Source organism: uncultured Tenacibaculum sp. (assembly GCF_947504135.1).
Lineage (GTDB): Bacteria > Bacteroidota > Bacteroidia > Flavobacteriales > Flavobacteriaceae > Polaribacter.
This window is the reverse complement of record NZ_CANNGG010000002.1, coordinates 219,953-244,853: the sequence shown is the minus strand read 5'-3', so window position 1 is coordinate 244,853 and position 24,901 is coordinate 219,953. Positions and strand designations below refer to the sequence as shown.

Annotated in this window: 26 protein-coding genes and 1 pseudogene; 13 read left to right on the top strand and 14 right to left on the bottom strand. The window is 31.3% G+C overall.

Annotation, left to right across the window (positions count from 1 at the left end; all coding sequences use genetic code 11):
• Positions 1–119: 119 nt before the first annotated feature.
• The 6 genes from Q0663_RS04570 to Q0663_RS04545 are packed head-to-tail and all read left to right on the top strand — an operon-like array spanning position 120 to position 6,093.
• Positions 120–401, top strand: coding sequence for a riboflavin synthase subunit beta (locus tag Q0663_RS04570; protein ID WP_299007087.1), 282 nt, complete (start codon positions 120–122; stop codon positions 399–401).
• Positions 402–2,255 (top strand): DNA mismatch repair endonuclease MutL, encoded by a 1,854-nt coding sequence (gene mutL / locus Q0663_RS04565; protein ID WP_299007084.1) that lies wholly within the window; start codon positions 402–404, stop codon positions 2,253–2,255. It abuts the gene before it with no gap.
• Between the two features lie 8 nt (positions 2,256–2,263).
• Positions 2,264–2,989 carry a rhomboid family intramembrane serine protease gene (locus tag Q0663_RS04560; protein ID WP_299007082.1) on the top strand — a complete coding sequence of 242 codons (726 nt, stop codon included), beginning with the start codon at positions 2,264–2,266 and terminating at the stop codon, positions 2,987–2,989.
• Between the two features lie 31 nt (positions 2,990–3,020).
• Entirely contained in the window at positions 3,021–3,881 is an 861-nt protein-coding gene (locus Q0663_RS04555; RefSeq protein WP_299007078.1) for a rhomboid family intramembrane serine protease, read from the top strand.
• On the top strand, positions 3,882–4,895 hold the full coding sequence (locus Q0663_RS04550) for an endonuclease/exonuclease/phosphatase family protein (RefSeq protein ID WP_299007057.1): 1,014 nt from the start codon (positions 3,882–3,884) through the stop codon (positions 4,893–4,895). It begins immediately after the preceding gene.
• Between the two features lie 55 nt (positions 4,896–4,950).
• Positions 4,951–6,093, top strand: coding sequence for a geranylgeranyl reductase family protein (locus Q0663_RS04545; protein ID WP_299007052.1), 1,143 nt, complete (start codon positions 4,951–4,953; stop codon positions 6,091–6,093).
• A gap of 33 nt (positions 6,094–6,126) precedes the next feature.
• Here the strand turns inward: Q0663_RS04545 and Q0663_RS04540 are convergent, their stop codons facing one another.
• From Q0663_RS04540 to Q0663_RS04520, 5 genes are all read right to left on the bottom strand, one after another.
• A complete protein-coding gene (locus Q0663_RS04540; protein WP_299007049.1) occupies positions 6,127–6,669 on the bottom strand; it encodes a hypothetical protein in 543 nt (180 codons plus the stop codon).
• 164 nt (positions 6,670–6,833) lie between these two features.
• The gene (locus Q0663_RS04535; protein ID WP_299007046.1) at positions 6,834–7,253 is read right to left on the bottom strand and encodes a hypothetical protein; all 420 of its coding nucleotides are present in this window, start codon (positions 7,251–7,253) and stop codon (positions 6,834–6,836) included.
• Positions 7,254–7,296: 43 nt separating this feature from the next.
• On the bottom strand, positions 7,297–7,635 hold the full coding sequence (locus Q0663_RS04530; RefSeq protein ID WP_299007043.1) for a hypothetical protein: 339 nt from the start codon (positions 7,633–7,635) through the stop codon (positions 7,297–7,299).
• A gap of 108 nt (positions 7,636–7,743) precedes the next feature.
• On the bottom strand, positions 7,744–8,385 hold the full coding sequence (locus Q0663_RS04525) for a response regulator transcription factor (RefSeq protein WP_299007041.1): 642 nt from the start codon (positions 8,383–8,385) through the stop codon (positions 7,744–7,746).
• Positions 8,386–8,391: 6 nt separating this feature from the next.
• Positions 8,392–10,209: a sensor histidine kinase gene (locus tag Q0663_RS04520; RefSeq protein WP_299007038.1), complete on the bottom strand. Its 1,818-nt coding sequence runs from the start codon at positions 10,207–10,209 to the stop codon at positions 8,392–8,394.
• Positions 10,210–10,455: 246 nt separating this feature from the next.
• Here Q0663_RS04520 and Q0663_RS04515 point away from each other — a divergent pair, with 246 nt between their 5' ends.
• Both Q0663_RS04515 and Q0663_RS04510 read left to right on the top strand, forming a co-directional pair.
• Entirely contained in the window at positions 10,456–11,181 is a 726-nt protein-coding gene (locus Q0663_RS04515; protein ID WP_299007036.1) for an AAA family ATPase, read from the top strand.
• Positions 11,174–11,908, top strand: a pseudogene (locus tag Q0663_RS04510) (YggS family pyridoxal phosphate-dependent enzyme). Before Q0663_RS04515 ends, Q0663_RS04510 begins: the two are co-directional and overlap by 8 nt.
• Here Q0663_RS04510 and Q0663_RS04505 read toward each other — a convergent pair.
• Genes Q0663_RS04505 through Q0663_RS04490 form a run of 4 tightly spaced genes read right to left on the bottom strand, consistent with a single transcriptional unit; the run spans position 11,905 to position 14,844 of the window.
• Positions 11,905–13,479, bottom strand: a complete 1,575-nt coding sequence (locus Q0663_RS04505; RefSeq protein WP_299008065.1) for an ABC transporter substrate-binding protein — start codon at positions 13,477–13,479, stop codon at positions 11,905–11,907. The pseudogene Q0663_RS04510 and the gene Q0663_RS04505 overlap by 4 nt on opposite strands.
• A gap of 16 nt (positions 13,480–13,495) precedes the next feature.
• Positions 13,496–14,008 (bottom strand): DUF4442 domain-containing protein, encoded by a 513-nt coding sequence (locus Q0663_RS04500; RefSeq protein ID WP_299007033.1) that lies wholly within the window; start codon positions 14,006–14,008, stop codon positions 13,496–13,498.
• An 18-nt stretch (positions 14,009–14,026) separates the two neighbouring features.
• Positions 14,027–14,347 (bottom strand): antibiotic biosynthesis monooxygenase, encoded by a 321-nt coding sequence (locus Q0663_RS04495; RefSeq protein WP_299007030.1) that lies wholly within the window; start codon positions 14,345–14,347, stop codon positions 14,027–14,029.
• A complete protein-coding gene (locus Q0663_RS04490; RefSeq protein ID WP_299007028.1) occupies positions 14,344–14,844 on the bottom strand; it encodes a GNAT family N-acetyltransferase in 501 nt (166 codons plus the stop codon). Before Q0663_RS04490 ends, Q0663_RS04495 begins: the two co-directional genes overlap by 4 nt.
• 127 nt (positions 14,845–14,971) lie before the next feature.
• Between Q0663_RS04490 and mtaB the strand changes: the two genes are divergently transcribed.
• Genes mtaB through Q0663_RS04465 form a run of 5 tightly spaced genes read left to right on the top strand, consistent with a single transcriptional unit; the run spans position 14,972 to position 18,899 of the window.
• Positions 14,972–16,306 (top strand): tRNA (N(6)-L-threonylcarbamoyladenosine(37)-C(2))-methylthiotransferase MtaB, encoded by a 1,335-nt coding sequence (gene mtaB / locus Q0663_RS04485; protein WP_299007022.1) that lies wholly within the window; start codon positions 14,972–14,974, stop codon positions 16,304–16,306.
• A 36-nt stretch (positions 16,307–16,342) separates the two neighbouring features.
• Complete coding sequence (locus tag Q0663_RS04480) at positions 16,343–17,089, top strand: DUF6438 domain-containing protein (protein ID WP_299007019.1); 747 nt, start codon at positions 16,343–16,345, stop codon at positions 17,087–17,089.
• A complete protein-coding gene (locus Q0663_RS04475; RefSeq protein ID WP_299007016.1) occupies positions 17,089–17,754 on the top strand; it encodes an alpha/beta hydrolase in 666 nt (221 codons plus the stop codon). The genes Q0663_RS04480 and Q0663_RS04475 overlap by 1 nt, the downstream gene beginning before the upstream one ends.
• A gap of 36 nt (positions 17,755–17,790) precedes the next feature.
• Entirely contained in the window at positions 17,791–18,693 is a 903-nt protein-coding gene (locus Q0663_RS04470) for a lytic transglycosylase domain-containing protein (protein ID WP_299007013.1), read from the top strand.
• Entirely contained in the window at positions 18,693–18,899 is a 207-nt protein-coding gene (locus Q0663_RS04465; protein ID WP_299006983.1) for a hypothetical protein, read from the top strand. Before Q0663_RS04470 ends, Q0663_RS04465 begins: the two co-directional genes overlap by 1 nt.
• Positions 18,900–18,953: 54 nt before the next feature.
• Here Q0663_RS04465 and folE read toward each other — a convergent pair whose 3' ends face one another.
• The 5 genes from folE to Q0663_RS04440 form a co-directional block, all read right to left on the bottom strand.
• A complete protein-coding gene (folE, locus tag Q0663_RS04460; RefSeq protein ID WP_299006979.1) occupies positions 18,954–19,646 on the bottom strand; it encodes a GTP cyclohydrolase I FolE in 693 nt (230 codons plus the stop codon).
• A 47-nt stretch (positions 19,647–19,693) separates the two neighbouring features.
• Positions 19,694–21,058 carry a histidine--tRNA ligase gene (gene hisS / locus Q0663_RS04455; protein ID WP_299006974.1) on the bottom strand — a complete coding sequence of 455 codons (1,365 nt, stop codon included), beginning with the start codon at positions 21,056–21,058 and terminating at the stop codon, positions 19,694–19,696.
• 123 nt (positions 21,059–21,181) lie between these two features.
• A complete protein-coding gene (locus Q0663_RS04450; RefSeq protein WP_299006971.1) occupies positions 21,182–22,117 on the bottom strand; it encodes a YihY/virulence factor BrkB family protein in 936 nt (311 codons plus the stop codon).
• A 108-nt stretch (positions 22,118–22,225) separates the two neighbouring features.
• Entirely contained in the window at positions 22,226–22,795 is a 570-nt protein-coding gene (locus Q0663_RS04445) for a pentapeptide repeat-containing protein (protein ID WP_299006968.1), read from the bottom strand.
• A complete protein-coding gene (locus tag Q0663_RS04440; RefSeq protein WP_299006965.1) occupies positions 22,796–24,898 on the bottom strand; it encodes a M3 family metallopeptidase in 2,103 nt (700 codons plus the stop codon).
• Between the last annotated feature and the right edge of the window lie 3 nt (positions 24,899–24,901).

The window sequence follows — 24,901 nt, the reverse complement described above, 5'->3', positions numbered from 1 at the left end:
TTTTTAACTTTAATTTATTCACTATTTTTGACCACCTCTCTATAATTCAGTAACTTTGAATTTCGACTTATTTGGTGTGATTTTTGTTCCACATAAGCTATTAATGAAGCAACATTTTTATGGGATTTATCAAAAGAGAAAATAAAAAGTTCGATTACAAACCTCGTTATTATCAAGGAGAAGGGAATCCTTATGAGATAAAACAAAAGTTTGATCAGTATAGAACTACTATTGGAAAGAAGAAGAGTTTAAAAGGGAAATTCAACGCTGCTTTAGACGATCTTAAAGGGTCAGGATACCGATTTAATAAAACAATCGTAATTATCGCATTGATTTTAACGCTTATTTTCTTATTCATTATCGATTTTGATCTTTCAATCTTTTTCCCTAAAAATAACTAAATGTCAGATATCATACAGTTACTTCCTGATCATGTTGCCAATCAAATAGCTGCTGGAGAAGTCGTTCAACGTCCCGCTTCTGTAGTAAAAGAACTGATTGAAAACTCTATAGATGCTGGTGCTACTTCTATTACCCTATTGTTAAAAGATGCTGGAAAAACTTTAATTCAAGTAATAGATGACGGCAAAGGAATGAGTGCTACCGATGCTCGTTTAAGTTTTGAACGTCATGCTACCTCGAAAATTAAAGATGCACAAGATTTATTCAACCTAAATACCAAAGGATTTCGTGGAGAAGCTTTAGCTTCTATTGCAGCCATTGCGCATGTTGAATTAAAAACGAAGCAAGAAGATGATGAATTAGGAACACAGATAAAAATTGAAGGTAGTGAAATAACTTCTCAAGAGGTGGTGTCAGCTGCGAAAGGAACTAGTATTGCTGTTAAAAATTTATTTTTTAACATTCCTGCACGTCGTAACTTTTTAAAATCTGATACTGTTGAAACTCGTCATATTGTTGATGAATTTCAACGTGTAGCCTTAGCACACCCCAACATTTCTTTTTTATTACATCATAATAACAACGAAGTTTATCATTTAAAGAAAAGTAATTTACGTAAACGTATCGTAGCTATTTTTGGAACTAAAATGAATGAAAAATTAGTTCCTATTAATGAGCAAACAGATATTATTACTGTTAATGGGTTTGTAGCTAAACCAGAGTTTGCTAAGAAAAAACGTGGTGAACAATTCTTTTTTGTGAATGACCGTTTTATCAAAAGTTCGTATTTGAATCATGCGGTTGTGAATGCGTTTGAAGGTTTGTTGGAAGGAGGAGCGCATCCTTCGTATTTCTTGTATTTAGAAGTACCTCCAAATACGATTGACATTAACATTCATCCTACAAAAACGGAAATTAAGTTTGATAACGAAAAAGCATTATATGCTATTTTACGTGCTACTGTAAAACATAGTTTGGGGCAATATAATGTAGCTCCTGTATTGGATTTTGATAGAGATGCTACTTTAGATACTCCTTACGATTATAGTAAAAAAAGTAACTCTTCAGTTCCTCCAATAACAGTTGATCCTACATTTAATCCTTTTAAAACGGAAACTAACTACAAAGAACCTTCTAATACAAGTAGCTCTTCTAAAAGTAACACAACACACAGTTATCAATCTAATTTTAAAAAAGATACTGGAAGTTGGGAAGCTTTATATACAAATACTGATACTATTGAACCTACTCAACAAGAGCAACTTTTTGAGTCTGAACAAGAAACTGAAACAGGAAAGACCTTCCAAATTCAAAAAAAATACTTGTTGAGTTCTATAAAATCAGGCGTGGTATTAATTCATCAATCTTTAGCACATCAACGTGTTTTGTATGAAGAGTTTTTAGAGAATATTACAGTTAAAGAAGCAAGCAGTCAACAATTACTGTTTCCTGTAAATATTTCTTTCTCTTCATCTGATATAGAAATGATATACAGTATAAAATCTGATTTAGAGAGTGCTGGTTTTATGTTTGATGAGTTCACCAAAGAAAGTGTAGTAATTGCAGGAATTCCAACCTCTATAAGTGAAAGTCAAATCACCCTTATTTTAGAACAGTTATTAGACGATATTAAACTCGAAGTACCTGATAGTAGTTTTAGTCACTTTGACGTAATGGCAAAATCTTTTGCAAAATCACTAGCTATAAAAACTGGTACTTCTTTAAATATGAAAGAACAAGAAAATTTAGTAAACAACTTATTCTCTTGTAAAGAACCTAACATTTCACCATTTGGCAAACCTACGTTTAAAACATTAGCTTTAAATGAAATAGATGCCATTTTTAATAAATAAAAAGTAATATGCCTAGATTAACACAAGCCATAAAGCATTTAATAATCATTAACGTGATTCTATTTTTTGCTCCGCAGTTATTAAATATGGATTTAACCAATTTGTTTGCTTTGCACTATCCTACAAATGAGCATTTTGGTTTCTGGCAATATATTACACACATGTTTATGCATGGCGGACCTGCACATTTACTTTTTAACATGTATGGTTTATGGGCGTTTGGTACTCCGTTAGAACAAATGTGGGGCAGAAATAAGTTTATATTCTTCTATTTTTCTGCTGGAATAGGAGCTGGATTAATTTATACACTTGCAAATTACTATCAGTTTAATGGAATTTATGAGCAATTAATTGGGATGGGAGTATCGCCTGCTGAAATACAAAATATTTTAGACATGGGAAGGTATAACGATAGTTTGATTACACTTTCAAACAAGGAAATGAGTGAATTTTACAGCTTATACAACACTCCTGCTGTAGGTGCTTCTGGTGCTGTTTACGGAGTTTTAGTTGCTTTCGGATTAACTTACCCTAACGCTAAACTAGCATTGATCTTCTTCCCTGTTCCAATAGCAGCAAAATACTTTATTCCGTTAATTATTTTGAGTGATTTATTCTTCGGAATGACGAGTTATTCTATCGGTAATATTGCGCATTTTGCCCATGTTGGTGGAGCTATTATCGGTTTTATTATAGCATGGTACTGGAAGAAAAATCAATTCAGATTTCATTAATTTAGTATATTTATAAAAGAAGCTATGTGTAATGAACATACTAGATAACTTAAAATATAGATTTAAGCACGCAGGTGTAGTTGAAAAACTTATTTATGTAAACCTTGCTGTATTTTTATTGGTTTTTACCACCAATACCTTTGGTTTTTTATTCCAATCAAAAACTAACTTTATTGTTGAATGGTTTGCTTTGCCTGCCAGTTTTAACGATTTTATCACCAAACCATGGACTCTTATTACCTATGGTTTTTTACATACGAGTTTTTTACACATTTTATTAAACTTAATCGCTTTGTTTTATGTAGGATATTTATTTCAACAATATTTTACTCCCAAACAACTACTTAGTTTTTACTTGTTAGGAACTATATTTGGAGGAATTATTTTTATAGCTAGCTATAACTTTTTCCCTGCTTTACAAAATGTTGCTCATAATAGTGTTTTGTTAGGAGCCTCTGCTGGTATCTCAGCTATTTTTATAGGTATTGCTACCTACATGCCTAATTATGAATTAAAATTTCCTTTAATTGGTTTTGTAAAATTGTGGGTATTGGCATGTATTTGGGTAGCTATTGATATTATTCAAATTCCTGCCGGAAATGCGGGTGGACACTTAGCACACATTGGCGGTGCTTTGTTTGGTTTTTTCTACGTTCGTAGTGCTAGTAATAAAGAGTTAGATATTTTTGAATCGATTAAAAAATTCTTTGCTAAAAAAGAACCAAAGCTTAAAACAGTATATAAATCGGGTAATAAAACTCCTAAAAAAAGCGCTAATAAGACACAAAATCAACAAGATATTGATGCTATTTTAGATAAAATTAGCAAGTCTGGTTACGATACACTTAGTAAAAGTGAAAAAGAATTTTTATTCAAACAAGGAAAAAACTAAATGAGAAAGTATTCGATAGCTCATAAATTTTTATTTTTCATTAATTCAGTTTTTGCAACTGTTTTATTGCTTTCGTATGCGCTTCCATATATTTCTCCTAAAACAATTCCTTTTCTTTCAGTTTTTAGTTTAACTGTTCCATTACTAGTTGTTACTAATATTTGCTTTTTTGTTTATTGGTTGATTAAAATTCATAAAAATGCTTTATTATCATTTCTTGTTTTAATTATAGGATGGTTTATTTCTACTCCCCTAATTAAGTTTACGAACAAAGAAGTTATACTTAACAATGATTTAAAAATTATGAGTTATAATGTTCGTTTGTTTAATCATTACAAACATGAAAATGATGCTACAACCGAGCAAAAAATATACAAGTTCATTAATGACAAAACTCCCGATGTTATTGCTTTTCAAGAGTTTTACAACTCAAAACTTTTAGACATAAAACTTCCTTACAAGTACATAAAAACTAAAACCAAAACAAATAAGTTCGGATTAGCGATTTACTCAAAATACCCTATCATTAACTCCGGTTCTCTTAATTTTAAAAGCAGTGCCAACAACACTATTTTTGTTGATATTGTTATAAAAAAAGACACCGTTCGTGTATACAATGTACATTTAGAATCGTTAAAACTTAATCCGAAAAAAGAGAATTTTGGCGAAAAAAGTTCTGAACGTTTATTTAAACGCTTAGAAAATGGTTTTGTGAAACAAGTTGATCAGGTTGATTTGATAACTCAACACGAAGCTACTTGGAAAGGTAAAAAAATAATTTGTGGAGATTTTAACAACACTGCCTATTCATGGGCATACAAGCAGCTAGCAACAAATAAAAAAGATGCTTTTATTGAAGCTGGCATGGGTCTGGGTAAGTCTTTTCGCTATATCTACCCTATGCGAATCGACTTTATTTTGGCTGATAAAAACACGACTATCAACCATTTTAAAACGTATACCGATTTAGAATTATCTGATCATCATCCTATTATGACTCGTTTACACTGGTAGATTTATTATTTTGTACGGAATAAAAATGTATTTTTATCCGAATTAAAATAAATCTATGAAACAACACTACGATGTTGCTGTTATTGGTAGCGGACCCTCAGGAGCTTCAACAGCTTTTTATTTAGCACAAAAAGGTATTTCAACTGTTATTATTGAAAAAGAAACTTTACCCCGTTATAAAACGTGCGGTGGAGGTTTTGTTTTTAGAGGTCGTAAAAACTTACCTTTTGATATTAAAGAGGTAGTAGAAAAAGAGTTCCATACTGTTGATATTTATTTGGGAGAGAAACTTCACTTTAAAACACATAGAGAAGAGCCTACAATTTCTATGATCATGCGTGATTCTTTTGACAATCTTATTACCCAAAAAGCTAAAGAATTTGGAGCTACTTTACTAGAAAATCACAGGTTAAAAGGATTAACTTTTTCTGATGACATTATTACTCTAGAAACTTCTAAAGGCAATTTTACTGCTAATTTTGTTATTGCTGCTGATGGCGCTTTGAGTCCAACAGCTAAAATGGCTGGATGGAAAGAAGATACCCGTAAATTAATTCCTGCTCTAGAATATGAAGTAGAAGTTTCTGACGAAGATTTTGAACGTTTATCAAAAGAAGTTCGTTTTGATATTGATGCTATTCCTTATGGTTATGCTTGGAGTTTTCCGAAGAAAAAACATTTATCTATCGGAGTTGCTTCCGCAAGAAGAACAAAAATTAATTTAAAAGAATATTACCAAGAATATTTAAAAACATTAGGGATTACAAATATTGTTAGCGAATCACAACATGGTTTTCAAATCCCTGTTGCTCCTCGTACAGACGGATTTGTTAAAAACAATGTGTTTTTAATTGGTGATGCTGCTGGTTTTGCTGATCCTATTACAGCTGAGGGAATTTCTAACGCTATTTACAGTGGTAAATTGGCTGCTGAAGCTATAATTGAGAGTAATAAAAAGTCTGAATTAGCTGAAAAGTTATACTTAGAAAAAATATCAGAAAACTTACTTCCTGAAATAAAAACTGGTTTATGGCTTTCTAAATGGTTTTACGAACAAAAAAGTATTCGAAATATTGTATTAAAAAAATACGGCCAGCAGTTTAGCGAAGCTATGGCTGATGTTTTTCACGGAGATAGAAGTTACCCTAAAGACATTAAAAAAACTATTGCGAAACGAATTAAAAATTTAGTTTCTTAAAGATGAAAAGCAGCCTTAAAAGGGTTGCTTTTTTTAAACAAACTTCAACTTTACCCCTTTCTTCTCAGCATAAATTTTAGCCGCTTCATCTAGTTTAAGGTTTTTCTCTTTAAACTCTTGAAAACTTTTAGCTTCAAACTCATTGATTAAGATATAAATTTCTTGTTGAGATTTTCCTTCGTCGTACATGTAGGCTATTTCTGCATAGTCTTCTTTATAAAAACTAATACAAAATTCGAACAATTCAATAGAAGTATTTATCAACTCTTTTGAGTCTTCGTTTATTTCTAACTTTTGAACATCTTTTAAACTTTTTTCTAAATCTGGAATTGTTACCTTATGAAGATATTGAGAGAATGTTGCGGCATATTCTTCTCCATCATTATCATAATACTTTAAATATTCATTTTTTTGTAATTCTTTCAGTTGTTCAAAATATCCTATACCATAATTAGCCGTTAACAAATTGGCTTTTAACACTGTTTTTTCAACAACTTTTTGCGGAGTTTCTTTCTGGCAGCTTGCTAATAATACAAACGCTACCATGATTGTTAAAACACTTTTTATCTTTTTCATTTTTGACAATTTTTTATTGGATTATAAAAGTAAACTTTCCTTTTGTTTAAAAAAACATTGCAAACAAGGCTTTTGATTTTTTGATAGAAACCCCACACCCCTACCTATATTTCACCTTAGTTTGCAATGCTATAAATATTTTTCTTTTTCTTTCTTTTTAGGTTTTATATGAATAAAAATGAAGCAACAATCATCCAAATTCCTACTATTATACCTAATATTCCAAACTTTCCTTGTTTCGGCGCAATCTTCCCTCTCAACTGTTCTGCTTTTTCTTTAGCTTCAGCATTTTTTGATAAGAATAATTTGTTTATCATTCCGTATCCTAACATAAATCCTAAGACAGCTTCAACTACGCTACCCGCTAATAAAGTTACCCACCAAATTGGCGCAGTAGTTAACCAACCTAAGTTTAAAATAGCTGAAATTATTCCCCAAATTCCCCAGATACAAAAAATAAGACCGATCCATCCTTGGTAAGGCTCTATTTTTTCAAGTAACTCTTTTGCATTAGGTTTTTTCGCTAAAATTAATGACGGTACTGCCACTATACTTAGAAATACTAATGAAATTCCGTAAATCATGTTTAATTAAAATTTAAATGGTTTGTATATTGATTTTTATTATTTATGAATTAAAAAGTGCTGAAGAAAATACAAACAGCATTAATGAAGCTATGATTATAAGCCCAAAGAACATCCACCAAGGTGTTTTACTTATTTGCTTAAAGTCTTTTGCTTTTTTTTGTAAATCTGGAGGCATTTGACTTTTACTCATCTCTAACTTACAATGTCCGCAAATACTATACGTTTTTTTGAATAATGGAAAAAAAGGAATCCAAAATATATGCGCATACAATCTATTTACCTGAATAAATAAACGCTCTGGTGTATTACAATAACTACAACTATGATTGTTTACAGGTTGTATGTTTATTTTGGCTTCACGCCATCCAAAAATGACCATAACTTTATTGCTTAATAATTACGGTACAAAGATGCGTTGGAAGTGTTTCTTAAAATAGACTGAAACTAGCGAAAGTTAATACCCTGTTTTCAGGGGTAGACGTAAAAACTACTCTACTAAGCCCAGTTTTATTGCGTATTTAGTTAGACCTGCTAAGTTTTTCACATTTAATTTCGATATCAAATTTTTCCTATAACTCTCTATCGTGTGTTTGCTTAAAAAAAGTTTATCAGCTATTTCTTGTGTAGTATATTCTTCAGCGATAAGTTTTAGTACATCTTTTTCTCGTTTGGTAAGTGTTACCATTGTGTCCTTTCCTTTATTAAAGACATTATTCATGTAAGCTTGTTTCACCGATTCTGAAAAGTACTTATCGTTACTCAGTATTGTTTTTACAGCCAAAAGTAACTCTGATTGAGTAGCGTTTTTTGACAAGTAACCATCAACATCATTTTTTATTAACGTATCTATCATACCTGTATCGGTATGCATACTAACAATCAATGTTTTTATTTCTGGACGAGTTTTCTTTATGTAATCGTTTAATGTAATACCATCAATATCTGGCATAGATATATCACTAATTACAATATCTATTGGTTGATTGGGATTTGCACCTATATACTTAATAACATTTTCGCCACTATTAGCTGTTAACAAAATATTGTAAGCCTCTTCATTATTAAAAATGCTTAACAACCCGTCTAAAAACATTTTGTGGTCGTCTACCAGAATAATATTATATGCCATACTACATTAATTTAAAGGTACATCTATATCTATTACCGTTCCTCTATCAGGAAAAGCATTTATAAACATTTCTCCTTTAATGATTTTTAATCTATCTTTTAAGTTTTGAAAGCCAAGTCCGTACTTTACTTTTTCTTGATCAAATCCTACCCCATCATCTTCAAAAAGTAACTTTATACTATTATTAAATACGGAAAGTTGAATATCTATCTGAGTTGCTTTTGCATGCTTTAAAGCATTTGTTAGCAATTCTTGAATTATTTTGTACAGCTCTACTTTTAAATTTTCTTCAATCTTATCAACCTCTTCTTTTGGGTGAATTTGTAGTGTTACTTCTTCACTAGACAAATTCTTTACGTTATCTATATATTCTGAAATTATTGATGTAAACGCAGAATCTTTAAACTTTTTAGGCATTAAGTTATGAGACAATTCTCTTACCTGATTGTAAGTATTATCAACCTGCTTAATAAGGTTTCCTTTTTCTAGTTTGGCTTCGTTTGATAATTGTAGTTTTATAGTTGCCAAATTTCCTCCAATACTGTCATGAAGCTCTCTCGCAATACGTTTTCTTTCATTATTCTGACCTTCTAACGAAGCTTTTACCAATTTTAACTCTTGGTTTTTTAACAGTGCTGTTATTTTTTGTTGACTAACCTCTTCTAAGGTTTTGGTAAGCTTACTTTGTGTTTGAAGTTTTTGATAATACATATACAACAAGCCTAGTACAGGAATTAAAACAATTAGAAAACCTATTAAAATATTTGTTTTTATTGTTCTTTGTCGCTCTATCTCTTGTTGCTGTTCTAATGTTTGGTATTGAACTTCTAATTCATTTACCTGCTGCCTGTTTTGACTAATTAGTATTTTATGATTTACACGGTTTAACTGAGTCATTAAAGCATGAGCATTTTTAAAATCTCCAGTTTCAGCATAAACATTTTGAAGTCCTAAAACGGCTCTTCTTTCTATTTCTAAATTCCCCCATTGAATAGAGTTTATATAAACAGTTGATAAAATTTTCTTTGCATTATCGTAGTCTTTCTCTTTTAAATAAAATCCACCAAGTACATTCCCTGTCTTTGCATAGAGGGTAAAAAAACCTTTTGAAAGAGACTCATTAAAGACGTTATAACAAACATTTAAAGCCTCTTTAATATTATCTTCTTTCTCTAATATTCTACTAAGCCATAAATCAACTTCTAACGTTTTTTTTAAATATCCTTCAGAAACGTAAAACAACTTTGCTTTATTATAATTTTCTTTTGCCTTTTCTAACTCATTTTTAGTATAATAAATAAACCCGAGTTCAAAAAAACCGTCGTGTTTTAGTTTTTCATTAGGAGCGTTTTCAATACATTCTTCTATAATTTCTTTTCCTTCCTCTTCCTTTCCTCTAACATATTTTACAACTCCTAACCCTATTCTGTTTTTAACGTAAAGCTCATCATCAAAATTCTTTTTAGAATGTTCTATTCCTTTTAAAAACCACTTTAACGCTTCATCAAACAACCCTTTTTCTAGTTTTCCTTCAGCAATAGCACAAGAAACCTTAGATAAGTACTCTTCTTTCTTCGATAAAAGTTTTTCATTAGTAGTTTCAGTATACAGTTTATGCCCATAATATATGATTGAATCTATATTCCCTTTTTGTTGATGAAACTCAATAAGATCATAGGTAGCAACATACTTTGTTTTAAAATCCTTTGCTTGATTAATGTTTTTAAAAAGTGAATCGTTAGGTATCGTTGGATTTACCCCAAAAGCCTTGAAACTTTGCATTTCAGACTGAGCAAACAGCTTATAACTGAATAGAAAAAACATTCCTAAAACTATTTGCTTTAAGGCAGTTTTTTTCTTTCTATTTTTCCTAAAACAATTTTTATATACTTTCAATTATACGTTCTTTTTTCTGAAACAATTAAGACTGTCAAAATTACAGAACTTTTTCACTTCAAAAAACACCAACTTCCTATTTTATTTTACCTTAAGATTGTTTTAAAATGTAACTCTCTACTACTTCTTCTTGATAGCTCTTAGTATATTTGTAAACCAAAAAAATCAACAAAAATGGCTATACATAACCTGATTCTTCAATCGAAAGAAACAACTGTAGAGCTAGATGAAGTTCATCTTAGCAATGAAAACAAAAAAACGCTACAGCAACTACTAAAAGAATTTAAACACGTAGCTGTTTTGAATCAATACAAACTCCCTGTTGATAATAAAATCTTATTATTCGGACATACTGGTTGTGGTAAAACTACCACTGCAAAGGCTATTGTTAAAAAGCTTGATAAAAAAATTATCATACTTAATTTGGGCAGCATTGTTTCTTCTAAACTTGGTGAAACAGCTAAAAATATTTCCGAAGTTTTTAAAAAAGCAACTCGAGAAAGTGCTGTCTTATTTTTAGATGAGTTTGATTACATCGGTAAAGCTCGAGATTACGATAGTAAAGATTCTAGTGAGATGAAACGATTGGTTAATACTGTAATTCAACTTGTGGATCAACTTCCAAATGATGTTTTATTAATTGCTGCTACGAACCACTCTAGTGTTATCGACACTGCTCTTTTAAGACGTTTTCAATTAAAACTAAAATTCGAAGCACCTAGTGAATCAGACTTAGACAGCTATTACGAAACATTACTGCAACAATTCCCGGAAGAATTTAGAGAAGTAAGTCGTATGTATGATATATCGTATGCAGAAGCTAAAGACATTACTCTTCGAGCTGTAAAAAATAAAATTATTGAAAAAGAAGAACTAAACAATCAATTAGTAAATGGATAATATTCAAAACAACATCAACATTATTCATCAAAGAATACAATTTGCTTGTAAGAAAGCCAATAGAAACCCAGAAGATGTTCGATTGTTACTAGCTACAAAAACAGTAAATACTGATAAAATAAATTTTGCTTTATAGCAAGGTGAATCTCTTGTTGGTGAAAACAAAGTACAAGAGCTAAAACAAAAATGTAATGCAATAAAACACCTCCAACCTGAAGTACATTTTATAGGTCATTTACAAAGTAATAAGATTAAAGAAGTTATAAAATGGGATAGTTGTATTGAATCTATCAATCGCTTATCTGTAGCTCAAAAATTGCATCAACGTTTAACTTTTGAAGGAAAAGAAATTGATGTATACATACAAGTAAACACGTCTTTTGAAGAAAGTAAATTTGGAGCCAAACCAGAGGAAACTATTGAGTTTGTGAAAGAAATTTCTAAGTTTAAAAATATTCATATCAAAGGATTAATGACCATTGATTTGCTAAGCTCGGAATCAGATGAAATTCGAAAATGTTTTCAACTTTTAAAACAACTTCAAGAAAAGATTAAAGCACTACAAATTCCTAATGTAGAAATGAATGAACTCTCTATGGGAATGAGTGGTGATTTAGAAATTGTTATAGAAGAGGGCGCTACTATTGTACGTGTTGGAACAGCTATTTTTGGAGAACGAATATACCCTGACAGCTATTACTGGAACGAAACAAAAAGTAACACTTAGTTTTTCTGTACTCTTTTTAGGTTTAACAAATCAATCGGATTAATTCCTAAACCGGTAACATTTTTCTGTGTAAAGCGAATTACCTCATCGTAATATAACGGTACAATTGGTGCTTCAGCAATAATAATACTATCCATTTTTTGATATAGTTTATAGCGTTTTTTCACATCTACTTCTTTGATAGATTGTTCATACAAAGTATCAAAAAAATCATTTTTAAAATGCGTATAGTTAGGCCCATTAGGAGTAAAATTTTTGCTGTAAAATAAGGATACATAATTTTCTGCATCTGGATAATCGGCAATCCAACTTGCTCTAAAAATAGGCAACTTTCCATTTGCTTTTCCTTGACGCAAGGTTGAAGGCGGAATCACATCTACTTTAGTTACTATTCCTATTTTCTGTAATTCACGTTGAATAAACTCGCACAAATCTAAATAGTTACTATTTGTTGTAATGGCTATTTGTGGATTCTCATTTCCTGTTTCTTCTTTGTATTGCGTTATCAACTTCTTTGCTTCTTCAGGTTTGTATGAATATCCTTGTTGGTTATTGAATGAAGGCAATCCTTTCGGGATGAATCCACTTGTAGCAGGACTCCCAATTCCGTTTCTTAAGAACTTAATCATCTTCTCCCTATCAAAACCATAATTGATGGCTTGTCGTATCAATTTTGATTTTGTTGGATGTTTCTCTTCTCCATCTAAGTAAATTCCTAAATATTCTGTGTTTAAATACGCTCCTGTTTGCATATTGATTGTAGAAGCATATTTCTCTTTTAAAGTTCCATCAGTGTTTAGAATATCATCTTTATACGAAGCGTCCAAACTCTTCATAAAGTCGATATTTCCTTGAATAAATTGTAAAAACTCACTTTGTTTATCTGGTAAAAAAGTAACTGCTACTGCTTCTAAATACGGAAGTTGTTTTCCATTTTCGTCCTTTTCAAAATAGAGTAGATTTTTTCTCAATACCAACTTTGTATTTTCTACCCAAAGTTTAAAATGGAAAGGTCCTGTTCCAATCGGATTTGCTCTAAACTCGTTCCCAAAATAATCAATAGCTTCTTTTGGTACAACCGAGCAATATTTCATAGCCAGCAGCCCTAAAAAAGGTGGAAAAGGCTGCTTTAAATTAATTGTAAAAACTGAATCGCTTTCTGCTTTAAAATCAGCAACATTTTGTAACACCCATCCTCCTGGAGACGCTACATTCTTATCAAGTAATCTATTAAAAGAATATTCAAAGTCTTGGGCTATTACATTTCTCGTAGAATCTTTTCCAAATAACTCATGCTTATGAAATAACACGTCATTTCTTAACTCAAACTGATAGGTTTTTCCATCTTCAGAAACTGTCCAGTTTTTTGCTATCGAAGGTTGTACTTGTAAACTATCATCCAATTCTACCAATCCATTATACAGCTGATTTACTGCCCAAATATTTCGCTGATCTTTTGCAAAAGCAGGATCTAATGAGGTAATATTTGAATGCTCATTATAGCGAAAAACTTGTTTATCAGTAAAATTACTTTTTTCTTTTTTACAAGAAGTTATAACTAATAAAGCTATAAGAACCAATAAAAAATTATTTATTCTTTCGTCTATTTTTATAGTACGTTTTATCTGCAATGTATATGGTTTTATCAATTTTTGTAAAAACAGTAGATTTATCTTTACTTACTATTTCTAGCTCTTTAATCAAATCTATTTTTTTCTCTACTTCTATTCTCTTCTTTATTTCTTCAATTTCATCAGTAGAAAAAATAAAATCTATTAAGCCATCTTCATAAACAGGTTTTATAAACTTAATAGATGAACTTTTATCCCAAACAACATAGTCATTTCCTAAAATATTAATTAATTGAATCATATAAATTGGATCTGTTGCCGAAAATAAACTTCCTCCAAATATAGATCCCACATAATTCTTATTTTTATAACTAATAGGAATTTTCACTTTCACATTCAATAAGTCATCAGATACATATATTATTTTTCCTGTAGACCTTTTGTACATGGGAGATAAGTTAAACCCATACTTAAATATGGTACTTTTCTTAAAAAACTTACTTAAAAATTTATTTAGTGCTGCATACATAAATTTACTATCTATCTATTAACCTTTTTCAACCCCATACTCTCGTTCAACTTTACATATACGCAGTTGATATTTTTTATACCACCTTTCTCTTCCTTTATTTCTAGCTTCAGTATACTCAACATTATTTTTCCATTTTACAATAGCATCCAAACTTTCCCAATAAGAAACCGTAATGCCTACATTGCTCCTTGTCGACTCAACACCTAAATACCCATCTTGCTCTTTAGCTAAATTGTCCATTTTTTCAGCCATTTCATAATATCCTTCTGTATCATCTGAAAGAGTTGTCGTGAAAATTACTGCGTAATACGGAAGTTTTAAATTATCTACTATCATAAAATTAGTTCATATTTAGTTTCTGGTAAGCCAATATCGTCACTTATAAATTTCTCTATCGCAACAAAGTTGAATCGTTCTAATATTTTAGCGGAAGCAACATTTTTATCCACCACACACCCTATAAGTTTTTTCATTCCTACCGATTTACAGTACTTTATTAATCCTTCACAAAGTTCAGTTGCAAAACCATTTCCCCAGTATCGTTCTATAAACCTATATCCTATTTCATCATTGCCTTCTTCATCTTTTACCAAAGCAACCGTACCCAAAAATTCATTGTCTGACTTACATTCTATGGCATATATACAAAAATCATTTTCTTTATTAGTATATCGTGCTATAAGTTGTTCTAAATCCTCTTTACTTTCTTCTAAATTTTTAGGTTCCCCTGTTGCATATTGCAATACTTTCGGATTGCTTTCTAGCTCATAAAAAGGTTCTATATCAACAACTTGAAGCTTTCGAATAAGTAATCTTTTCGTTTCAAAAATCATGAATATTATCGTACTTTTGCAAACCCAAAACTGCTTTAAGCAGTCGTAGATTAAATAAACTATACGAACTTCTAAAAAATTAAAGACTTGTACAAGGCTTTTGTTTTTTATTTAGGATAGAAAAAAGATGAATGTAGATAAGAAAGTAGCTTTTTACACCTTAGGTTGTAAATTAAATTTTTCAGAAACCTCAACCATTGCCAGAAACTTTGTTAATAAAGGGTTTGAGCGTGTTGAGTTTGAAGAGGAAGCTGATATATATGTGATTAATACTTGTTCGGTAACAGATAATGCTGATAAACGCTTTAAGAGTATTGTAAAATCTGCTTTAAAGAAAAATGAAGAAGCTTTTGTTATTGGTGTAGGATGTTATGCACAATTAAAGCCAGAAGAATTAGCTGCTGTTGATGGTGTAGATTTGGTATTGGGTGCTACGGAAAAGTTTAATGTAACTAGCTATATTAACGACTTAACCAAAAATGATATTGGTGAAGTACATTCTTGTGAAATTGAAGATGCCGATTTTTATGTAGGTTCGTATTCTATTGGAGATCGTACCCGTGCTTTCTTAAAAGTGCAAGATGGTTGCGACTACAAATGTACTTACTGTACCATTCCGCTAGCTCGTGGAATTTCTCGAAGTGATACTTTAGAAAATGTATTGAAAAATGCCAAAGAAATTTCTGAAAAAGGGATTAAAGAAATTGTTTTAACAGGAGTAAATATTGGTGACTACGGAAAAGGTGAATTCGGTAACAAAAAGCACGAACATACCTTTTTAGAGTTGGTACAAGCTCTCGATAAAGTAGAAGGAATTAACCGTTTACGAATCTCTTCAATTGAACCTAACTTATTAAAAGATGAAACAATTGATTTTGTTTCCAACTCAAATACGTTTGTTCCTCATTTTCACATTCCTCTACAATCAGGAAGTGACACACTTTTAAAGAAAATGAAGCGTCGCTATTTACGTAAAGTATATACTGATAGAGTTGCAAAAATTAAGGAAGTAATGCCTAACGCTTGTATTGGTGTAGATGTTATTGTTGGGTTCCCTGGTGAAACAGATGAATTATTTTTAGAAACCTATAACTATTTAGCTGATTTAGATATTTCTTACTTACACGTTTTCACGTATTCTGAAAGACCAAATACTGAAGCCATTGAAATGTATGGTGTGGTTCCAAAGAAAACACGTGCAAAACGAAGTAAAATGCTGCGCGGATTATCTGTTAAAAAACGTAGAGCTTTTTATGAAAGTCAGTTAGGTAACACGTTAACTGTTTTATTTGAAAGTGAAAACAAAGAAGGGTATATCCATGGATTTACCGAAAACTACGTAAAGGTTAAAGCTCCTTGGAATCCTGAATTAGTAAATACATTACACACAGTTACGTTAACAAAAATTGATGAAGATGGTTTAGTTCGTTTTGATTTTGTGGATACTGAAGTTATTGCTTAACTTGTCAACTAGTTCACTCAATCAAAAAAACTACCTATGAAGTATTTATTATACTCTTTTTTAGCTACAGGAATCTCTTGTGGTATTCCAAAAAAAGGTTCTGAAACTAAACTAGCTGAGCCTACTGAAAAAGTAATAATTGCTAAAGAAGAAGCTACTAAACCTATAGCTTCTCAAAATCAACTGATTGTTGTTCTTAAAAACGCTAAAAGTATTGATGATGTAAAATCACTTATAAAAAATAGCGGTTTAACTTGGAGTAAAATGGCTTATGAAACAGATGCTTCAAAAATAGGTATTGTTGAAGTTCCAGAAGGGAAACGTGATTTTTGGATTGATAAATTACAAGAAAGTGGTGAGTTCAGATTGATTGATGCCAATACGGAAGAAAAATTAACTAACATTATTTCCGAAGAAAAAAACAATCTATTAAGAATTACTAAAACTCAATGTTTTGGTGACTGCCCAGTATATACTGTTTCCATTGATAAAGAAGGAAGCGTTGTTTACAACGGAGTAGAATATGTACTTGTAAAAGGTATTCAGAAATTTACGCTTTCTGAAAAACAACTACAAGAGTTAAACGAAAAACTTGCTAAAAAGGATTTTAAAAATTTTAAAGACGCTTATAACAATCCTAGAATACCCGATTTATCTAGTACCTATATAGTTCATGATGGAAAACAAATCTTAATTCGCTTATGGAAAGATATTCCTGATGAACTTATTGATATACATGAATACATAGATGGTATTTTATTAGACAAAAAGTTTATTGAATAATGCCTAAAACTCACCTATATTTTGTTCCTGGTTTAGCTGCCAATACCAAAATATTTGAGCGTATTTCTTTACCAGAAGAACATTTTGAATTACACTTTTTAGATTGGATGCTTCCAACATCTATCGATGAAAGTATTGAAGAATACGCCCAACGATTGTGTGCTAAAATCCAACATAAAAACCCTGTATTAATTGGAGTTTCTTTTGGAGGTATTATGGTACAAGAAATGAGTAAAATTATTAATTGTAAAAAAATAATTATAATTTCTAGTGTTAAGAACAATAAAGAGTTTCCTAAACGTTTTAAATTAGCACAAATAACAAAAGCCTATAAACTTTTCCCTTCTAAAGTTATTTCTAATATTGAAAGTTATGAACGTTACTTTTTTAATGATTATTTAAAAAAACGAGCTGAGCTATATAAAATATATTTATCCATAAGAGATAAAAAGTATTTGCAATGGGCTATATACAACGTATTACATTGGGAACAAGAAAAATCGATTCCTGGAATAATACATATTCATGGAAAAAAAGACGAGGTTTTTCCTATAAAGTATATCAAAAACGCAATTGAAGTTGAAAATGGTACACATGTGATGATACTGACAAAGGCAAAAACTATTTCTGAAATATTAAAAAAGGAATGTTTTTTGATGGATTAATACCATTACACAACTTGACAAAAACTAAAAGAACAAATGAACAAATCAATCCGCTTCTTATCTATCTTAACTATAGTATTTGTTGGAATTTTATTTACCAATACTATAAGTAAATCAAACGAACCTACCATTAAAAATGTGGCAGAAAGCTATGAGGTTAAAGCTTTAAAACTACCTAACGATTTAAATTTAGCTGGAGAACGAGTTCCTATTGAAAAACCTGACATTAGAGAACGAATGGATCGCGAGCTATTGGTAAACACTTATTGGCAGTCTAACGGATTGTTACTTATAAAACGTGCTAATAAATACTTTCCTATTTTAGAACCTCTACTAGAAAAATATGGCTTACCTGACGATTTTAAATTTTTAGCCTTGGCTGAAAGTGGATTTATTGATGAAACATCACATGCGGGCGCTGCTGGTATGTGGCACTTTATGAAGCAAACAGGAAGAGAATATGGATTAGAAATTAATAGTAATGTTGATGAACGTTACCATATAGAAAAATCTACCAAAGTAGCTGCTGAATATTTAAAGAAATCAAAAGAACGTTTTGGTTCATGGACACTTGCAGCTGCAGCTTACAATGCGGGTAACTATGGTGTTTCTAGAAGATTAGATGAGCAAGGAGTAACTAGTTATTACGATGCTTTATTACCTGATGAGACTGAACGTTACGTTTTTAGAATCTTGGCTTTAAAAGAGATTATATCTAACCCAGAAAAATACGGTTTCTCTTTTGATAAAGAAGATCTATACACACTACCTGAAACTTATACTGTAAAAGTAGATACTGCTATTACTAATATTGCTTTGTTTGCTAAAAAGTTCGGAACTACATACAAAGACCTGAAGCTACATAATTCTTGGTTACGTGAAAATAAGTTAAATAACCGTAGTAGAAAACTATACGAAATAAAAATCCCTGTTCAATAATGAGTAAAGTAATGCCTTATTTTTATCTTATTTTTGGTATTGTAATATTATTTGATGGTATTGTTCAATTCTTAGAAAATAAAGAAATATACAAATTGCTTTTTTCATGGACTACAACTGATAAATATTTTTATTTAGGTATAAAAATTATCTTTAGTTTATTCTTCTTTTTTACTGGATATAAGAGATTTAAAGCAAAAGCATAAAATAAAAAAGCTCATTCTTTCGAATGAGCTTTTTATTTATTCACAACTTATTTTCTATTGAAAATCAGTGTTTAATTTTATGTAATCTAAGAATTCACGCTTGGTTTCTTTGTTTTTAAATGCTCCACCAAACTCAGCAGTTACTGTACTACTTTCAATATCTTTAATTCCTCGTGAATTAACGCATAAATGTTTAGCATCTATAACACAAGCAACATCTTGCGTTCCTAATGCTTCTTGCATTGCTTGTACTACTTGCATTGTTAAACGCTCTTGCACTTGCGGACGCTTAGCATAATACTCTACAATACGATTCATCTTAGATAAACCGATTACTTTACCATTTGAAATATACGCAACGTGAGCTCTACCAATAATTGGTAATAAATGATGTTCACATGTTGAATATACAATAATGTTTTTTTCAACTAACATTTCACCATACTTGTAGGTATTGTCAAATGTTGATGCCTTTGGTTTGTTTTTTGGGTTTAATCCCATAAACAACTCATTTACGAAAGCTTTTGCAACTCTTTTAGGAGTACCTTGCATGCTATCGTCTGTTAAGTCCATTCCTAGAGTTTCAAGAATTTCTTTAACACTTTCTTGAATTCTTTCTATTTTTTCTTCGTCAGAAATATCGAAAGCATCTGCACGTAAAGGTGTTTTAGCCGACGTAGCAATGTGGTTCTCTCCTATTTCGTCAATTCTATCGTCATTCATTTTGTTGTTGTTCACTTCAAACATTTCTATCTAAAATTAGTAGGGCGCAAATTTACAACATTGTTGGTAATTTACTGCACTTTATTTATCAATTCGTCTAAAGAACAAGTAGTTTGCTCTCCTGTCGACATATTTTTAACAACAAGCGTACCGTTTTCAACAGTGGTAACTACAAACTCTATTTCTCTATTTGTAGCATACTTCCATTGCTTTTTTTGCTGGTTGTTACTGCTTGCCACATCTGGATACATTTCTGACTTAATATTGTTTTGTCTTAATGTTTTTATGGCTTTTATTTTATCTAAACTCTCGTTTTCGTCAAAGTTTAAGAACAATACTTTAGGTTTTGGCAATTCTACTGCTTCAAACAGTCCTAATTCTTCCATAACCAAGTAAATTCTATCCAATCCGAAAGATATTCCTACTCCTGAAACATCTTTTAAACCGAAAATACCTGTCAAGTCGTCATAACGACCTCCACCACCAATAGAACCCATTTTTACACCTTCAGGTGCTGCTACTTCATAAATAGCTCCTGTGTAATAGTTTAATCCTCTAGCTAAGGTTACATCTAATTCTAAGCTTGCCGAAGCTAATCCAATACTTTCTACATTATCAACCACAGTTCTTAAATCGGCCACTCCTTGTAATCCTTCTTCCGACCCTTGTAACATATCCTCTAAAGAAGCTAACTTATCTTGATTACTTCCTGAAAAGTTAAATAACGGATCCACTTTTTCAATGGCTTCAGCAGAAATTCCTTTCTCCAACATCTCCTTAACCACACCGTCTTTTCCTATTTTATCTAACTTATCTAAAGCCACTGTAAAATCAATCAATTTGTCTGATGCTCCAATTACCTCAGCTATTCCAGATAAGATTTTTCGGTTATTGATTTTGATAGTCGTATCATTTAATCCTAACTTACTAAAAACGGTATCATATAATTGCACAAACTCAACTTCTTGCCATAGCGACTTACTTCCTACTACATCGGCATCACATTGATAAAACTCGCGGAAACGTCCTTTTTGAGGTCTATCAGCTCTCCAAACTGGCTGAATTTGATAACGTTTAAACGGAAATATAATTTCGTTTTGGTGTTGTACTACGTAACGTGCAAACGGCACTGTTAAGTCGTAACGCAATGCTTTTTCAGAAATTTTCGACGTAACTTTTTGACTGTCTTTATCTGCCAATAGGTTTTCATCTACTTTCTTTAAATAATCACCTGAATTCAAGATTTTAAAAATCAATCTATCCCCTTCTTCTCCATATTTTCCCATTAATGTAGAAGAGTTTTCAAAACTTGGCGTTTCAATAGGTTGAAATCCGAAATTTTCAAACGAATGTCTAATCGTATTAAAAATATAGTTTCTCTTTGCTACTTCCGTTGATGAAAAATCTCTTGTTCCTTTTGGGATTCCTGGTTTCATTTTTTTTGTTAATTATGAATTATGAATTTTTAATTATGAACTTATTGATAATTCGTAATTAAAAATTCGTAATTTGATTTGCGTTTTAGCCTGCAAATATCCGAAAAAATATGAAGAAAAATGTTATTTAGCTCTCGCTTTATTTTTGCGCTTTAAACGGTAAATCGTAGCATTTAACTCAAAACCTAGAAGCAGAATAATTGCGTTTAACCATACAAAAAGCATTAAAATCAATAAGGTTCCTATTGAACCATATAATTGGTTATACTGAGCAAATTTCACTACATAAATTCCGAATAAGTAAAACGTAAACATCGAAACAACAGTGGTTAAAATAGCTCCTGGAGAAAAGAATTTTACATCTTTACCTTGCTTGGTTCCGTATCTAAAAAGTAAGGATACAATGGTAAAAATCATTACAAGAAACAAGAAACCTCTTCCGTAGTAAAACAAATCTAAATCTCCTGTATTTAACCACCCAAACTTATGGATTCTTGTCAATGCTATTTGATAAAAGATAATCAGTGTTACGGTAACGATTAAGAAAAAAGACATAAGTAACGATACGCCTAAAGAAATAAAATAGGCTTTAAAAACACTTCTCATTTCTTTTACATGATAAGAATATTCAAATCCACCAAATATAGCATTTACTCCGTTAGTCATTAAAAAAATAGAAGCTAAAAAACCGAATGATAACAATCCGCCATATTGATTGTTAATAATATCTTTTATCACAAAATCTACCGCTTCAAAGGTTTTAGGTGGCAATGCTTCTTGCATTAATGAAAGTAGCCCTTCTTGAAAACCTTCAATCGGGATGTATGGAATGAGTGTTAAAATGAATAATAAGAATGGAAAGATTGCCATAAAGAAACTAAAAGCAATACCTCCTGCCCTTGTTGTTAATGCTCCTTTTACAATACCGATAACATACATTTCGAGTACATCATACAAAGACATTCCTTCTAACCCCGGAATTTTAATTTTCTTTCCAAAGGCTACCAACCTGTTTATTACTGGAATCTTTTCAAGGTTATCTTCTATTGGTTTTGTCATTTTCTTTTGTTTGTAGTTAGCTTTTTGCTCTTGGCTTCTAGCTTTTAATTTAGCAACTTTTTAACTTCACTTCTCAGCATCTTTGCCACTTCAATAACCCCAACCACATTACTCCACCACAATATCATATTTATATAACAATCCTACAATATTCTCATTGGAAAATTTAGCTTTTTTAATACTATTATTTTCAGGATCTATTGCAAAATTAGTGGCAGTTGTAAGATCTACTTTTTCTAAATTCGTCTGATCAAAAATTGCTCCTTTTAAATCACAATCTTTAAAGAGACCTCTACTTAAATCAGCTTCAACAAAATCTACTTCTTGCAAATTACAACTTATAAATTTTGTAGTAGGAATTTTTAATTGGTAAAAAGAAGATAAGTTTAGTTGGCAGTTATGAAAGCTCATTTCTAACAAAAAGTTATTGCATTCATTAAACTTTACCCCAACCATTTTACAATTTTCAAAAGTGCAATCTTTAAAAAAAGTGTGGTTTACCACTGTATTGCTAAAATTACAGTTGATAAACTCACACTCTAAAAATTCAATATTTGAAGCATGTACGTTCTCGAAATTGCAATTCTCGAACGTACAGCTGTCATATTCTCCTTTGTTGATTTTTGTTAGTGTAAAATCAACTTTTGTAAATGTTTCGTTATCAAAAAAGTCATTCATTTATTGTAACCCTCTCGCTTTTAACATTGGTTCAGCTTGTGGATCTCTTCCTGCGAAAACTTTATACATTTCTGCATAGTCCATTGTGTTTCCTTTCGATAAGATTTGCTCTCTAAACTTCTGACCGTTTTCTCTAGTTAACAATCCGTTGTTTTTAAACCAATCGTACGCATCGTGACTTAACATTTCTGTCCATAAATACGAGTAGTATCCTGCACCATATCCTCCGCTAAAAATATGCGCGAAATATGTTGAACGGTATCTTGGTGGCACCTCATCAATCTTTAACTTCATTTTAGCTAATGCTTCTTCTTCAAATTTAGCTACATCTTCAATGTTCGTATCTGCTGATATGGTGTGCCATTGCATATCTAAATTAGAAGATGCTAAGTTTTCAATAATTGAATACCCTTGATTGAACGTTCCTGCATTCTTAATTTTTTGTAATAACGCATCTGGAATCACTTCTCCTGTTTTATAATGTAAGGCGTAATTATTTAATACCTCTGGATGTGTTGACCAATTTTCATTGAATTGCGAAGGAAACTCAACAAAGTCTCTTGCCGTACTTGTTCCTGAAATTGATGCATATTTTTGATTTCCGAATAAACCGTGTAACGCATGTCCGAACTCATGGAAGGTAGTTTCTACATTATCAAAGCTGATTAATGCTGGTTCTCCTTCTGCTGGTTTAGGGTAGTTACAAACGTTGTAAATTACTGGTTTTTGTCCTCTTAATTTAGATTGTTTTACAAAAGCTCCCATCCACGCGCCACCGCGCTTACTGTCTCTTGCAAAGAAATCTCCATAGAATAATCCTAACTTGCTTCCGTCTTCTTCAAAGATTTCATACACTACTACATCTGGGTGATAGGTAGGAATGTCGGTACGTTTTTTAAAGGTGATTCCGTATAATTTTGTAGCTGCATAAAACACCCCTTTTTCTAATACATTGGTTAACTCAAAGTACGGTTTTACCTCGTCTTCATTTAAGTTGTATTTAGATTTACGCACTTTTTCAGCAAAATGATTCCAATCGTATGGTGCTAAAGTAAAATCGTTTCCTTCTTTGTTGATTTCTGCTTGAATCTCTTTCGTTTCAGCAGCTACTTTTGATAACGACCCTGGAATTAATCCGTTGAACATTTCAAAAACTTTATCTGGTGTAGATGCCATTGTTCCTTGTAAACTCCAGCTTGCATAGTTGTCAAAACCTAAGATTTGCGCTTTTTTAGCACGTAACGATGCCATTTTCTTTACCAAGTCGCTTGTGTTATACTCACCTGCATCTGTTCTGTGAATTGATTTTTCAAACAATTCTTTACGAACTTCTCTGTTTTCTAAAGTTTGTAATAAAGGTTGTTGTGTGGTATTAATCAGTTGGATTTCGTACTTTCCGTCTTTTTCTAAACCTTTAATTGCTTCTTCTGAAAGTCCTTTTAACTGCTCTTTATCGGTAACTGTTAAACCTCCTTTTTTACTCGCGTCTAATAACTTTTTTCCGAAGTCGTTAGATAAACTTGCTAACTCAGCATTGATTTCTTTTAACTCGTTTTTCTTTTCTTCAGATAAGTTTGCTCCTGCTTTTACAAAGTTTTTGTAATACTCTTTTACCAAGTGTTTAGACTCAGCATCTAAATCAAGATTTTCTACATTATCGTGTACCGCTTTAATTTTTTCAAACAACTTAGTGTTTAATAAAATTTCATCGTTGTGTTTAGAAAACTTAGGCGCTAATTCTTTTTGATTTTCTTTAATCGTATCATTTGTATGCGCTCCTGCTAATGCATAAAAAACCGATGTAGCATTGTCTAATGTTTTACTACTTTCCTCTAACGCTACAATGGTATTTTCAAAAGTTGGCGCTTCAGTGTTTGCTACAATCTTAGCAATCTCTTCATTTTGAACTTCCATACCTTTTAAAATTGCAGGCATAAAGTGTTCGTTCTTTATTTTAGTAAAATCTGGTGCTCCAAAATCTAAAGAACTTTTTACTAATAATGGATTTTCTACCATGTTTGAAGTGGTTTCTTTTTTAGTTTGCTCTGTTTTACACGACATAGCTACTACTAGCGTTGCTATGAGTAATAGTTGTTTTTTCATCTG